This is a genomic window from Streptomyces sp. NPDC058221, from assembly GCF_042882365.1.
Lineage (GTDB): Bacteria > Actinomycetota > Actinomycetes > Streptomycetales > Streptomycetaceae > Streptomyces.
Genome location: NZ_JBHVWF010000007.1, coordinates 50657 through 64092 on the forward strand (window position 1 = coordinate 50657; position 13436 = coordinate 64092).

General features: G+C 67.6%; 11 protein-coding genes. 2 read left to right on the forward strand and 9 right to left on the reverse strand.

Features of this window, described 5'->3' with window-relative positions; all coding sequences use genetic code 11:
• Positions 1-20: 20 nt before the first annotated feature.
• The 7 genes from ACFVW8_RS04255 to ACFVW8_RS04285 form a co-directional block, all read right to left on the reverse strand.
• Positions 21-947, reverse strand: a complete 927-nt coding sequence (locus tag ACFVW8_RS04255) for an HpcH/HpaI aldolase/citrate lyase family protein (RefSeq protein ID WP_389686043.1) — start codon at positions 945-947, stop codon at positions 21-23.
• A 58-nt stretch (positions 948-1005) separates the two neighbouring features.
• A complete protein-coding gene (locus ACFVW8_RS04260) occupies positions 1006-2163 on the reverse strand; it encodes an MFS transporter (protein ID WP_389686044.1) in 1158 nt (385 codons plus the stop codon).
• 32 nt (positions 2164-2195) lie between these two features.
• Positions 2196-3941, reverse strand: coding sequence for an ABC transporter permease (locus tag ACFVW8_RS04265; RefSeq protein WP_389686045.1), 1746 nt, complete (start codon positions 3939-3941; stop codon positions 2196-2198).
• Entirely contained in the window at positions 3931-5115 is a 1185-nt protein-coding gene (locus ACFVW8_RS04270; RefSeq protein ID WP_389686046.1) for an ABC transporter ATP-binding protein, read from the reverse strand. The genes ACFVW8_RS04265 and ACFVW8_RS04270 overlap by 11 nt, the downstream gene beginning before the upstream one ends.
• Before the next feature lie 459 nt (positions 5116-5574).
• The gene (locus ACFVW8_RS04275; RefSeq protein ID WP_389686047.1) at positions 5575-6603 is read right to left on the reverse strand and encodes an ABC transporter substrate-binding protein; all 1029 of its coding nucleotides are present in this window, start codon (positions 6601-6603) and stop codon (positions 5575-5577) included.
• Between the two features lie 224 nt (positions 6604-6827).
• The gene (locus ACFVW8_RS04280; protein ID WP_389686048.1) at positions 6828-8003 is read right to left on the reverse strand and encodes a CaiB/BaiF CoA transferase family protein; all 1176 of its coding nucleotides are present in this window, start codon (positions 8001-8003) and stop codon (positions 6828-6830) included.
• A 113-nt stretch (positions 8004-8116) separates the two neighbouring features.
• Positions 8117-8926 (reverse strand): SDR family NAD(P)-dependent oxidoreductase, encoded by an 810-nt coding sequence (locus ACFVW8_RS04285; protein WP_389686049.1) that lies wholly within the window; start codon positions 8924-8926, stop codon positions 8117-8119.
• A gap of 197 nt (positions 8927-9123) precedes the next feature.
• On the opposite strand from ACFVW8_RS04285, the gene ACFVW8_RS04290 reads away from it, so the two are divergent.
• The gene (locus tag ACFVW8_RS04290; RefSeq protein ID WP_389686050.1) at positions 9124-10323 is read left to right on the forward strand and encodes an acyl-CoA dehydrogenase family protein; all 1200 of its coding nucleotides are present in this window, start codon (positions 9124-9126) and stop codon (positions 10321-10323) included.
• Positions 10324-10547: 224 nt separating this feature from the next.
• Positions 10548-11255 (forward strand): GntR family transcriptional regulator, encoded by a 708-nt coding sequence (locus ACFVW8_RS04295; protein ID WP_389686051.1) that lies wholly within the window; start codon positions 10548-10550, stop codon positions 11253-11255.
• A 34-nt stretch (positions 11256-11289) separates the two neighbouring features.
• Here the strand turns inward: ACFVW8_RS04295 and ACFVW8_RS04300 are convergent, their stop codons facing one another.
• Positions 11290-12075: an SDR family NAD(P)-dependent oxidoreductase gene (locus ACFVW8_RS04300; protein ID WP_389686052.1), complete on the reverse strand. Its 786-nt coding sequence runs from the start codon at positions 12073-12075 to the stop codon at positions 11290-11292.
• Positions 12072-13394 carry an MFS transporter gene (locus ACFVW8_RS04305; protein ID WP_389686053.1) on the reverse strand — a complete coding sequence of 441 codons (1323 nt, stop codon included), beginning with the start codon at positions 13392-13394 and terminating at the stop codon, positions 12072-12074. The genes ACFVW8_RS04300 and ACFVW8_RS04305 overlap by 4 nt, the downstream gene beginning before the upstream one ends.
• Positions 13395-13436 lie beyond the last annotated feature (42 nt).

Sequence of the window (13436 nt, forward strand, 5' to 3'; positions counted from 1 at the left end):
CTCTGTGTTCTGTGGGGGCTTCAGCTGGCTGCGGCGCCGGTGCGCTCAGCGATGAGGCGGCTGTAGGCGAGCACCTCGCGGGCAGTCTTGATGTGGGCGTAGTCGACGTGCATGCCCTCGTAGAGCACGGCTGCGGCACCGGAGGCTTCGGCCTCCTCGAAGGCGGTGATCATGCCCTCGTAGAACTCGACCTCGAACGTGGAGGGGCTGAAGACCTCGTTGGCCACCGCGATGTGCGAGGGGTGGATGAGGACCTGGCCACGGAAGCCCAGTTCACGGTTCTGCTCCGAGAAGCGGCGGGCTCCGTCCGGGTCCGAGAGGTCCTGCCACACACCGACGAGCGGGAATTCCAGGCCAGCTGCGCGAGCCGCCAGGACCGCGCGGCTGCGCAGGTACAGCGTTTCCAGTCCCTCGGGGGTGAACTGGAAGCCGATGGAGCGGGACACATCCGCATCCCGGGCGGTGCCGGCGAACAGAGTCGCCACCCGCGAGGAGGCCGTGGCCATCGCCTCACAGTTGGCGTAGGCCTCGGCGGTCTCGAGGTTGCAGATGAACTCCACCGAGCCGGGCTCGACGCCGTTCTTCAGCTCGAAGTGGGTCACGAGGGCGTCGAACCGCACGATGTCCTCGGCCCCGAAGGTCTTGGGCAGGCTCAGCCCGTGCAGGCCGGGCACGACCACAGCAGCGATGTCGTCGCCGGCGATGCCGGTGTCCAGGGCGTTGACCCGTACGTACACGCCGGCCGGGGAGCCGGCCTCGTGCAGGCGGGCGATCGAGCGGACGACTTCGGCCCTGGCCTCGTCCTTGAGGTCGGCCGGGACCGAGTCCTCCAGATCCAGGATCACACCGTCGGCGCCGGCGGCCAGGGCCTTTTCCACCCATGCGCCGCGATGGCCGGGCACGAAGAGAACGGAGCGCATCGGCTTCATCTTCAACCTCCTTGTCATGACAGTGAGCATACATCATATATTTTGTACGCCCAGGCCTTCCGCATATTAAATATCCTCAATCGTGGTACGGCTCACCCTGCCGGCGGACGACGCTCCACACCGCCACGGCCGCGAACGCCATGACGACTGAGGCGCCCAACCAGGCCCAGGTGAAGGAGACATATGTGACCGCCAGGCCGAAGACCGCCGGACCCAGCAGACCGCCCAGGAAAGTGCCGGACTGCAGACGGGTCGTCGTCCGCACGAGGTGGTGCGGATACATCTGGATCGCGGCATGGTTCAGCAGCCCCGGCCACGCCCAGCCCAGACCGAACGTCACCACTGCGGACCCGCCGACCACGAACACGCCCTCCCCCAGTGCCAGGCCGAGCATCCCGAGACTGCCGGCCGTCAGACTGATGAACACGCCGGTCAGATGCAGCCGCGGACGCGGCAACCGGTCGGAGACCACTCCGGCGACAATGCGCGCGCCCATGCCCAGCCAGGACCCCACCGCCAGAAAGATTGCCGCGGCGCCCGGCGTCGTTCCACCGTGCACCATGCCTTCGACCAGGAACGGCGGGAGCACCGCCCCGCCCGAGGCGGCCAACAGACCTGCAGTCGCCAGCAGCCCCAGGCCTCCGGTCTCCCCGGGTCCGCCCGTGGCAGCAGAGGACCGCGGCGCTTCGGGCGAGGACCGGACACTGGGCACGATCCAGCCCATGGCCGCAATCGTGACCAGGCACAAAACGGCGTAACCGGCGTATACAGCCCGCCAGTCGTGCCCGTGGCCCACCACGAGATAGGCCGCGAGCGCCGCCAGGGACGCACCACCCGGCACCGCCGACATCCGCACACCGAAGGCGAGGCCACGCCGGTGCGAGGGAACCACCCGGGCGATGAGCAGGTTGACCGCCGGCGCGGACAGGCCGTTGGCAGCACCACAGATTCCGGCCGCTCCGAACAGCTGCCGGCGCCCGCTCCACAGCGCCACCGTGACCGCGACCACGGCGCACAGGGCAAGGCCCATTCGGATCAGCGCAGGCTGGCTCCACCGGGCCATCAGCCGGCCGGCGATCTGGGTGACCACCACGGAGGCGAGATAGAAGCCGCCGAAGCTGAAGCCCACGTCACTGGCGCTGAAGGCGAAGTCCTCGCGGATCGCGAACACCAGGGCGCCGGGCAGCGGGCCGACCATGCCGATGACGGCGCTCGCCAGTCCGGGAAGGACCACGAGCGCCGCCGTTCGCGGAGCGGCTGACCTATTCACAGTCGCTCGAGTGCCCGGCGGCCGCCGAACACCATCGCGAGCATGACACCGACCCCAGTCACCGTGGTCATCAGCAGCGCGATCACCGCGACCTGCGCGTAGGTGCCGCCGCCGTACTCGTCGAACAGGACCACCGAAAGCACCCTGGTAGTCGGCCCGCGCAGCAGCAGCGAGACACCGAACTCATGGGTGAGCAGCACGAAGATGATTGCCGCGGAGGAGGCTATGCCGGCTCGCGACATCGGCAGCAGCACCCGGAAGAAGGTGCGGAGCGGGTGTGCTCCACTGACCTGCGAGGCCTCGAGCATCGGGCGGCCCAGCGACATGATCGTGGCCAGCTGGTAGCGCACGGAGTACGGCAGCATGATCGTCACGTACGCGATGATCAGGCTCGTCTGGCTGCCGTACAGGCGGATACTCGGGTGCGAGAACGCGAACAGGAAACCGAAGCCGAGCAGTGCGGCCGGCACGGTCAGCGGCAGGTTCGCCACCAGGTCGAGCACCGCCGGAACGGGACGCCACATCCGGTCCCGGTTGTAGATCGCCAGGGAGATCAGCATGCCCAGCGGGATGACGATCGCCACCCCGGTGAGGGACACGGTGAGGGTGGTGGTGACGGCCTGCAGGATCTGTGGGTCGTTCAGCACCGTCGAAACGTGCTGCGTCGTCATGTCGCCGAGCGACAGCGTGCCGCTCCAGTACGGCGAGAGGGCGACGAAAGCGATCGCCAGCAGCGGCAGGAAGGCCGCGATCGTCGTGTACGCCAGCACGACACAAGCCGAGACGGCGCTGCCTGCACGGGTCAACTGCCGGTTGTCCACCGAGGACGCGCCTTGGCCCACGAAGCGGTTCTGGTTGCCCAGCGAACGCGTCTGGAAGATCACCAGGAAGACGGCCAGCAGGAGCAGCGGTACACCCAGGGCAGAGGCGAGCTGGTAGTCGACCGGGTACTCCGCGCTGAGCGTGTACATCTTGGTTGTCACGACGTCCAGGCCTTCACGGCGGCCGAGCAGCAGCGGGCCGGTGAACTGGCCCAGCGACAGCAGGAAGACCACCACGGAGGAGTAGACCAGGGTGGGACGCAGCAGCGGCAGGGTGACGGTGAACAGGGACCGGACCGGACCTGCTCCGTTGACGCGAGCGGCGAGTGCGTAGTCGGAGCCGAGGTTGCGCAGACCGGTGTAGACGAACAGATAGACGAACGCGGCCAGGTGGGTGCCGGTGTACACGATGATCCACTCGAAGGTGTACACGTTGATCGGTCCCGAGTCCCCGCCGAAGAACGGTGTGGCGCGCAGCAGCGTGTTGGCGTAGCCGTTCTCCGGGGAGAAGAGGAACACGAAGCCGACGACGTGCGCGACGGACGGGACGACCATGGGCAGCACGGGCAGGAACTCGATCTTCTTGCGAAGCGCGGGCCTCATCGAGTAGGACGCCAGGGCCAGCACGGTCCCGATGACCATTCCGACGACCAGTGCGCCGATCCCGAGGCTCAGGGTGTTGACAGCGATGTCCTTGAGGTCGGACATGCCGGCCAGCCGGGTCATGCCGTCGGCGTCGTCGCGCCATGCCTGCCACATCAGGGGGATCAGCGGCACAAGGACCAGGGCGAGGGTGACGACGGTGAGCAGGGCCCAGGGCCAGTGCGGGCGGGCCGCTCGGGACGCCCGGGTCAACTTGGCGCCGGCCCGCGATCGGTCGGCCGCCTCCGGTGCCGGCCGTGTCTGCAGATCAGACGCCATGGGTCCAGCCCTCCACGAGGTTGCCGCCGACGTCGTAGCACAAGGTGTGGCGTGGATCGATGCCCAGCTCGACGTCCGTGTCGGGCGTGAACCGCCTGGCGCTTGCGGGTATGCCGACCCAGAACTGGATGCCGTTGACGCGTACGACGTGCTCGTTGTGGCTGCCGCCGGGCAGGACCTCGCGGACGGCGCCGCCGGTCAGCCAGGTGCGGTCGGCCATGTCCTCGTCGCCGGTGCTTCGCAGTTCCAGATCCTGGTCGCGGAAGAGCAGGGTGTACTCGCCGGCCATGCCGGTGCGGAAGAAGCTGGACAGCTTCTGTCCGGCCATCTCGGCGTTGCCCAGGTCGTCGACCGTGGTGGTGAGGCGGTTGCGTGCGCCCAGAAAGTCGGCGACGTAGACGGTGGCAGGGCTCCGGTAGACCTCTTCGGGGTCGCCGATCTGCTCGAAGCGGCCCTCGCGCATCACTGCGACGCGGGTACCCAGTGCCAGGGCTTCTTCCTGGTCGTGGGTGACATACACCCCGGTGAAGCCGAGCCGGCGGTGCAGCGAGCGCAGTTGGGCGCGCAGTTCGATGCGCAGCAGGGCGTCCAGGTTGCTCAGCGGCTCGTCCAGCAGGAGCAGGCCAGGGTTGGAGGCCAGTGCGCGGGCGAGCGAGACGCGTTGCTGCTGGCCGCCGCTGAGTTCGGGCGGATAGCGGTCGGCAAGGTGGTCGCACTGGACGAGCTTGAGGACTTCCTCGACGCGGCCGTTGTTCAGCAGGTCTTTGAGGCCACGCGACTTCAGCGGGTAGGCGACGTTCTTGGCGACGTTCATGTGCGGCCACAGGGCGTAGTTCTGGAAGACCATGGCGACGTCGCGACGGTTGGGCTGGACGAAGGTGCGGTCGGCGGCGTCGACGACGGCCCGTCCGGCCAGCTCGACGCGTCCGCCGTCGGGGCGCTCCAGGCCCACCAGACAACGCAGCAGGGTGGTCTTGCCGCAGCCGCTCGGCCCGAGAAGGACGAGCAACTCGCCGTCGGCGATCTCCAGGTCGATACCGTGCAGGACCTGGACTGTTTCCTTGCGACGGCGGAAGCTCTTGGTGAGCTTGGAGACCTGCACTTTGACGGTCGGTACGGGGTGGTCGCGGTCGGCGTCCACGGCAGGCGGGACTGCGGTGGTCTGTGTCCTCACGGCGGTGTCCTCCAGGGCATACGGTCAGGGCGGCTCCGGAGATCCGGAGTTTGTGCATCATGTATGTGCGGTGCTTGGGTGACGCCGCCGAAACAAGCGGTGGGGGCTTCAGCCGGTCCGGCCGCCGGCCGGACGCGGCAGCGGCCGGGCGTCCTCTGCCTTCTCAAGCGAGGGGCTGCCCTCGGGGAAGCTGAGTGCGGCGCCGTAGGTGCCGTGGGCGTCGGCCTCGATATGGGTGGGCCGAGCTGAGAGGTGTGCGGTGCACTCGGGCAGACCACGAAAGGTGTTGCCCGGCAACGCAAGGGCCGACGAGTCACCGAAGACGAATCCGAGGTCGGCCGGGCCCGGCCGGGCGGCAGGACTGCGCTCCGGCGGCGAGCCCCAGCACGATGCCGGATTACACGTCCCACACGTGCTCGGCCCTGTCCCGTCCTCGCCGGAGTACCAAGGGGCTACGGGTCAGTCGAACCATTTGTTGAACTTCTTGTTGGCCTCCTCAAGGCGCTCGGGGGTGTAGGAGGAGGAGTCGAGCATCGTCGAGTGCTCGGGCCGTTCGAGCGCACCCTGGACGCCATCGCGGCCGGCCCCTCCGAAGCCGTCACCGTTGATCGCGGCCTGGCCCTTCTCCGACATCATGAAGTCGAGGAAGACCCGGGCGGAGTTGGGACGATAGGCCTTCTTGAGAGCCGCGGCCCCCCACCCGATCCAGTAGCTGGGGTCGGGCACGGCCGACCCGATCGGTGCGCCCTGCGCCTGCAGTTCCTTCACGGTGGAGGGGGTGGAGGTGTTTGTCACGCCGATCTCGCCCGAGGCAACGGCCTGCGTCATCGTGACGACCGACGGATAGAACTTGGGCTTGAGTTCACCGCTTTTGACCAGGTAGTCCTCACCCAGTTCCTTCTCCTGGAAGTCGAGGTAGCCGGCGAGCGAAGTGGTGACATCGGTGCGCAGGCCGATCTTTCCCTTGACCGAGGGGTCGACGGCGTCTCTCCACTTCCCGAATCCCTTGGGGAACATCTCCTTGTTCCACACGAGCATGGAATACGGGTAGGAGGAGGGAACGACGACCTTGCTCTTCACGGCCCAGGCATCGTCGTGCCAGCCCTTGCGCGAGGGACCGTCGACGTCCAGGAATGCGGCCTTCTGGTCGTTGAACCAGGACGGGTCGCTGTACAGGAAGACGTCGGCGCCATCCAACTCCGACTTGATCTCCGACTCGACGCGTGCCGGCAGTTCACCCGCGCCACGGGTGAGGTTGACGACGATGTCCGGGTATTCCTTCCCGAAGGCGTCGACGAGGCGCTTGTTCTGCGCACCGGGCATGACCGAGTAGAAACTGACGGCGCCTTCTGCCTCGGCAGCCGCGACCACGTCCTTCCACGGCCCCTTGACCGCGGTCCCCTGGGCGCCTCCGCACGCCGTGAGCCCACTGGCACTCAGCAGAACGACCAGCGCCGCGGTCGTGAGCCGCACTGAAGGTTGCTTCATGTTTCCTCCATAATTCCTGCGGCCGCGCGATCGTCATTTTCGCGCAACATGCTTCATATATGATGCGTTTCGAGAGCTCGCACAGAAGCCCGCGGACCACGCGCCACGTAGTCAGGAGGACCGCCGAATACAGCGTCGCGAGAGCCGATCGCAGATCGCAGGCGCTATCGACAAGGCCGGATCCTCGGACTTCAGGGACCGCACCTTGACCGGATGCGCGCCCGTCACGTGTGTGCGAAGAGCACTCCGGAGTCGAGCAGTGCGTCCACCTGCTCCTGGTCGTACACCTCCGAGGCAAGCTCCCGGGTGTGCTCCCCCACCCGCGGCGCCCGGCCGGTGCGCGCGGGCCGGGTGCCGTCGAACCGCCACGGCGGGCGCAGCAGGGACAGGCCCTCACGCTCGGGTTCCACCAGGTCGAGCCACTGGGTCTGCGGATGCTCGATGAACTCGGACATGGTGAGGACCGGGGCGAAAGGCACATCAGCCTCTGTGAGCCGCTTCTCCCACTCCACCGATGTCTTCGTGCCGAACTCCGCCTCGACGATCTCCACGAGCTCGGCGTAGTGCTTCATCCGAAGGTTGTAGGTCGTGAAGCGCGGGTCGTCCGTCAGGTCCGCGCGGTCCATGGCCTCCAGGAGAGCGAGCCAGAACTTCTGCGACGACGACAGGTGCAGGGCGATGTCGCTGCCGGCCGCGGTCTTGAGGCAGAAGTTCTGCGCCTGCGGATGGCGGCTGCCGTTGTAGGGGTCGTCATGCCCGTTGTCGAAGTACTGCGTCATGGCGTCGATGGTGAGTGTGCTGACCGCTTCCATCAGCGAGGTCTCCACGCGCTGCCCACTACCGGTGGCGGCTCGCCCGACCAGGGCGGCCAGTACTCCGGTCACTGCGGTGACGCCGGTAATGAGGTCGGCGAGGCAGGACCCTGTCAGCGCCGGGCGCCCGGCCTCCCCCAGCACCGTGTACAGGCCGCCGAAGGCCTGGCCGATGGTGTCGTAGGCGGGCCGGGAACGCAGCGCGCCGCCGTCGCCGAACCCGGATGCCGAGGCGAAGACGATGTCGGGCCGCTTCCCGCGGCACTCCTCCTCCCCCAGCCCCAGGGCGGCCAGCTTGCCCGGCCGCATGTTCTCCAGCACCACATCGGTACGCGGGAGGAGTGCCTTCACGATCTCAAGCCCCTCCGGGCTCTTGAGATCGACGGCGAAACTGCGCTTGCCGGCGTTGTACTGGATGAAATAGGGGCTGCGGTTGTCGACGCCGCGACGGAAGTCCTCACCGGCCTCCGTCTTCTCGATCTTGATCACGTCGGCGCCCAGGGCGCACAGCATGGAACTCGCATAGGGGGCGGATATATATCCCCCGAACTCCAGGACCCGGATGCCCGTGAGAGGAAGGTGCTGCATCTCTGACCTCGCTCTGGCTCAGGCGCCGGCCACTTCACCGGTCGCACGAGGAAACATTTCGCAAACTCGCGTGTGACGGAACCCCCGTATCGGGGAGTGGTCCGCCGCGGGTCTCAGCCCGCCATGAGGCTCTGACCTCCATCGACCACGAGGGAGGCCCCCGTGATGAACGCGGCCTCGTCGGAAGCAAGGAACAGTACGGCGCGGGCGACGTCCCAGGCCGTCCCGCCTGGATGCCGCAGCGGCACGCGGGCGTTTCGTTCGGCAATCACCTCCTCCCGGCCGGCCCCTGACTTCCGCATGCGGGGTTCGACCGCCATCGGGGTTTCCATCAGTCCCGGCAGCACCGCGTTGGCACGGATGCCGTACGCGGCGTTGGTGGCGGCCACGTGCTCGGTCAGGGACAGCACGCCGGCCTTCGAGGTGCGGTAGCCGACGTTCGGGTAGTTGATGAGCACCGCGTTGGAGGCGATGTTGATGATCACGCCGCTACCCTGCTCCCGCATGACGGGCAGGGCGTGCTTGCAGGTGAGGACCATGCCCCGCAAATTGACGGCCACGATGCGGGAGAATGCCTCGGGCTCGATCTCGGTGACCGGCGCGTCGCCGGCTGCAGCGGCTGCCACGCCGACGTTGTTGTGCAGGATGTCCAAGCGCCCGTATGCCTCGACGCAGACAGCGACCGCCGCTTCGATGTCGGCCTCGCTGGTGACGTCGGCCCGCACGGCCAGTGCCCGGCCGCCCTCCTCTGCGATTGCCTTCGCGGTCTGCTCCGCCGAGGCCTCGTCCCGGTCGACCGCGACCACTGCGGCGCCCTCGCGGGCCAGCAGCAGTGCGGCGGCCCGGCCGTTGCCGACCGTGCCTCCCTCCGTCTGCCCAGCGCCTACTACCAGAGCCACCTTGCCGGCTGCTCGTTGCCCCATCATCGCGGCTCCTTCCGGCTCATCCAGACCAATAATCATGGAAGATACGTAATATATTTTGCTTGCACAAGGACTCCCGCGGGGTCAATCTGAAGCACATTTTATATATGATGCACGAACGCGTGGGCTCCCCCGCGCCCCGCTCGCACAGCTCGGAAACCCGGCCTGCGCCCCTCGTGAACAGGAAGGAACCGCACATGAGCCGCCTCTGCGAGACCGAAGGCCTCACTGACGTACAGGAGGAAATCCTCCGGACTGTCCGCAGTTTCGTGGACGCAAAGATCCTCCCCGTCGCCTCTCAGTACGACCACAAGGACGAGTACCCGACCGAGATCGTCGAGGGCCTGAAGGACCTGGGCATCTTCGGGCTCACCATCGACGAGGAGTACGGCGGCCTGGGCGAGTCCCTCCTCACCTACGCCCTGGTGGTCGAGGAGCTCTCCCGCGGTTGGATGAGCATCTCCGGCATCATCAACACCCACTTCATACTCGCTTACATGATCTCCCGTCACGGCACCGAGGAGCAGAAGCGCTCCTACCTGCCGCGCATGGCTACCGGCGAGATCCGCGGGGCGTTCTCCATGTCCGAACCCGACTGCGGCTCGGACGTCTCGGCCATCAAGACCAAGGCGGTCAAGGGCGCCGACGGCACGTACACCATCGACGGCCAGAAGATGTGGCTGACCAACGGTGCCTCGGCCAACCTGGTGGCCGTGTTGGTCAAGACCGACGAGGGACAGGATGCCCCCCACCGGAACATGACCACCTTCCTCGTGGAGAAGAAGGAGGGCTTCGGCGAGACGGCACAGGGCGTCACCGTCCCCGGCAAGATCGAGAAGATGGGCTACAAGGGCGTCGACACGACCGAGCTCCTCTTCGACGGCCACCGCGTCGGCGCCGACCGCATTCTGGGCGGCACCAGCGGCAAGGGCTTTTACCACATGATGGATGGCGTGGAGGTCGGCCGCGTCAACGTCGCCGCCCGCGCCGTCGGTGTCGCCCGCCGCGCCTACGAACTGGCCGTCGACTACAGCCAGCTGCGGGAGACGTTCGGCAAGAAGATCTCCCAGCATCAGGCCGTGCTGTTCCGCCTCGCGGAGATGGCCACCAAGACCGAGGCCGGACACCAGATGATGGTCCGCGCCGCCCGCAAGAAGGACTCAGGGGAGCGCAACGACCTCGAAGCCGGCATGGCCAAGTACCTCGCCTCCGAATACTGCGCCCAGGTCGTCGAGGGCTCCTTCCGCATCCACGGCGGCTACGGATACTCCAAGGAGTACGAGATCGAGCGGCTCTACCGCGAGGCGCCGATGCTGCTGATCGGCGAGGGCACCGCGGACATCCAGCGCATGATCATCGGCCGTCGCCTGCTGGAGAACCACAAGAGCCAGGGCTGACACCTGACAGCAGCCCCGCAGAGCGCAGGGCCCGGAACGGGAGGCGTGTACACGCCCCGATTCCGAAGCCCCGCGCGGTGGCGGGCCCCGCCGCCGTTGCAGTAGCCGTACAGAGCGAGCTAGGATACTTAATTTCCTATATAAAGTTCGCGTACGCTACCTCAGCATCTCGGGTAACCGCCAGATCGACGGAAGCGGCGCCGGCGAACACGGAGCGGAAGCCAGTGAACAGCAGCCCCACGGCCCCCCGGCGGACCCCCAGCGACAGGCGGCAACAACTTCCTGAGGAAGTAGCCGCATACGTACGCGAGTTGGTCATCACCGGGGTAGCCAAGGCGGGAGAATTCCTCCGGCTGGAGCCCATCGCCGAGGCCGTCGGAGTCAGCAACACTCCTGTGCGTGAAGGGCTGTTGCTCCTGCAGAGCGAGGGATTCGTGCAGCTCGTGCCGCGTCGCGGTTTCGTCGTCGCGCCGTTCACTCCCGGCGATGTCGAGGACCTCTTCTGGGCCCAGGCCCGGCTGGGGGGTGAGCTCGCGGCGCGCGCCGCGAAGCGGATCACTCCGGAAGCCATCGCGCGGCTCCAGGCCAACATCGAGGACTACGAGCGCGCCGCCGAAGCGGGTGACACCCACTCGCTGGCCGAGCTGGGCCATCTCTTCCACCGCGAGCTCAACCTGGCCGCCGACTCGCGTCGCCTCGCCCTGCTGCTGGGCACGGTCGTCAAGCAGCTGCCCAATCAGTTCTACGCCACCATCGAGGGGCAGGTCGACAACGCCCGCGCGGAGCATCCGCTCCTTCTCGAGGCGCTGAAGAACGGCGACACGCGCAAAGCGCGCTCGATCTTCGAGAGGCATATCCAGGGGGGCGCCGCACGACTCATCGAGACCCTGGAGAAGCGCGGCATGTGGGCCGAGGAGCAGCGGACGAGCTGACACATGGGAACAGGGTGGTAGGTGTGAGAGCACCTCATCCGGGCCGGTTCACGACGGCCCCGGCGTACAGCGCATGGGTGCCGCCGTCGACCTCGGCGATCAGACCCGAGACGTAGGAGGCCTCCGACGAGTTGAGGAACAGGGCGACGGACGCCTGTTCCTCCGAGGTACCGGCCCGGCGCAGCGGGACCACGGCCTCGCGTGCCTGCCAGTAGCCGCTGTCGGCCGCCCGCAGCCGGGTGTTCATTCCGGTCGCGGTCAGGCCGGGGCACAGAGCATTGACCCTGATGCCGTGCACGCCCCACTCGACGGCGAGCGCGCGGGTCAGGCCCACCACGGCATGCTTGGAGACGACGTACGGCACGTTCCCCGGAAGGCCGTGGGTACCGGCGATGGACGCCGTGTTGAGGACCGCCCCGTGCCCCTGCTCGATCATGACGCGTCCGACCGCGGTGACGACGTGGAAGGCGGCGTCGTTGTTCACGCCCATGACGTGCGACCACGTCTCCTCATCGACCTCCTCGGCACGACCGGGACGGCTGATGCCCGCGTTGTTGAACAGGGCGTCGATGCGTCCGCCTGCGAGATCCCGGGCGGCGGCGACCAGTTGCTGTGCGGCATGGGGCTCGCGAACATCCGCGGCCACCGTGACGACCCGGTCCGAGACCAGTTCTCCGAGCGACCCGCCGCTCACGTCGTTGGCGACAACCAGGGCGCCCTCGGCTACCAGGCCGTCGACGATCGCCCGGCCGATGCCGGAGGCCGCGCCGGTGACCACAGCGACCCTGCCGGTGTAGCGGGCCCGTGCGTGAGCGTTCATGATGCGGCCTTCAGGCGGCCAAGCAGCACCAGCGGGATCAGGCCCAGCACCGCGGCTGCAGCCACGTAGACGGAGACCAGCAGGGTTCCGTCACCCACGTCCAGAAGAGCGATCATGATCATCGGCGCCCATCCGCCGCCTACGATGTTGGCCGTCTGATGTCCGAGCGACGCGCCGGTATACCGCACCTCGGGCGGGAACATCTCGGCGAACATCGCGACCACCGGTCCCTGCATGGCTCCCACCGCGGCAAGACCGACGGACAGGCCGAGGATCAGCAGCGGCAACTCCCGCGTGTCGGCCAGCGGGAACATCACGAACGGCCAGACGCCCGCGACGACGGCCCCCGCGGCGAATACCGGGCGCCGGCCGATCCTGTCCGACAGGGCGGCGAAGCCGATTGTGCCCGCCGTCCACCCGGCCATCGCGACCAGCATGGCGGTGAGCACGCTGTTCTTGCCCATCCCGAGCTCATGTACGCCGTAGTCGACCATGCCGGTGGTCATGATGTAGAAGCTGATGGTGGCCGGAGCGAAGGTGCCGGCGGCCAGCAACACGGGCTTGGGGTGGCGCAGGATCTCGCGCAGCGAGGACTTCGGCATGGACTGCGCCCGGTTGCGGCTTTCCTGCTCGACCCGGCGGAACTCGGGGCTGTCTTCGATATTGCGGTGGATCGCGTAGGCGATCGGCAGCATGATGACGCTGAGCAGGAACGGGATCCGCCAGCCCCAGCTGTCGAAGGCTTCCGGGCCCATCATGTTCCCCACCAGGATGAAGACCAGGTTGCCGGTGACCATGCCGAAGGGCACGCCCAGCTGGGGAATGGCGCCGTACAACCCGCGCCGGTTGGGCGGTGCGTGCTCCAGGGCCAGCAGGGACGCGCCACCCCACTGTCCGCCGATGGCCATGCCCTGCGCGATGCGCAGGAGGACCAGTAGCACCGGTGCCGCTATCCCGACCGTGGCGAAGTTGGGCAGCAGCCCGATGAGCGTGGAAGCCAGGGCCATCACGACCATGGCGCTGACGAGGGCGGGTTTACGCCCACGCTTGTCGCCGATGCGCCCGAACACTGCGGCCCCGAGCGGCCGGGCGGCGAAGCCCACGGCAAAGGTGGCGAACGAGGCCAGGACGCCGACAGTCGGGCTCGCTCCGGGAAAGAACTGACCGTTGAAGATCAGCGCGGCGGCCGTACCGTAGATCATGAAGTCGTAGTACTCGATGGCCGACGCGGAGATGGCGGCAGCCAGGGCCTTGGCTCGCGGCTTACGATCCGAGACGGCCGGCACGGCGTTGTGCGGCACGCCCTGTTGGATGGTCACTCTGCCTCGATTCGGTGGTGACAGTGGTGCGGCTCTTCAGGG

Excerpts from the sequence above, each read along its gene's own strand:
- ACFVW8_RS04280 (WP_389686048.1), bottom strand. The coding sequence starts at position 8,003 with ATGCAGCACCTTCCTCTCACGGGCATCCGGGTCCTGGAGTTCGGGGGA.
- ACFVW8_RS04275 (WP_389686047.1), bottom strand. The coding sequence starts at position 6,603 with ATGAAGCAACCTTCAGTGCGGCTCACGACCGCGGCGCTGGTCGTTCTG.
- ACFVW8_RS04290 (WP_389686050.1), top strand. The coding sequence starts at position 9,124 with ATGAGCCGCCTCTGCGAGACCGAAGGCCTCACTGACGTACAGGAGGAA.
- ACFVW8_RS04300 (WP_389686052.1), bottom strand. The coding sequence starts at position 12,075 with ATGAACGCTCACGCACGGGCCCGCTACACCGGCAGGGTCGCTGTGGTC.
- ACFVW8_RS04265 (WP_389686045.1), bottom strand. The coding sequence starts at position 3,941 with ATGGCGTCTGATCTGCAGACACGGCCGGCACCGGAGGCGGCCGACCGA.
- ACFVW8_RS04255 (WP_389686043.1), bottom strand. The coding sequence starts at position 947 with ATGACAAGGAGGTTGAAGATGAAGCCGATGCGCTCCGTTCTCTTCGTG.
- ACFVW8_RS04285 (WP_389686049.1), bottom strand. The coding sequence starts at position 8,926 with ATGGGGCAACGAGCAGCCGGCAAGGTGGCTCTGGTAGTAGGCGCTGGG.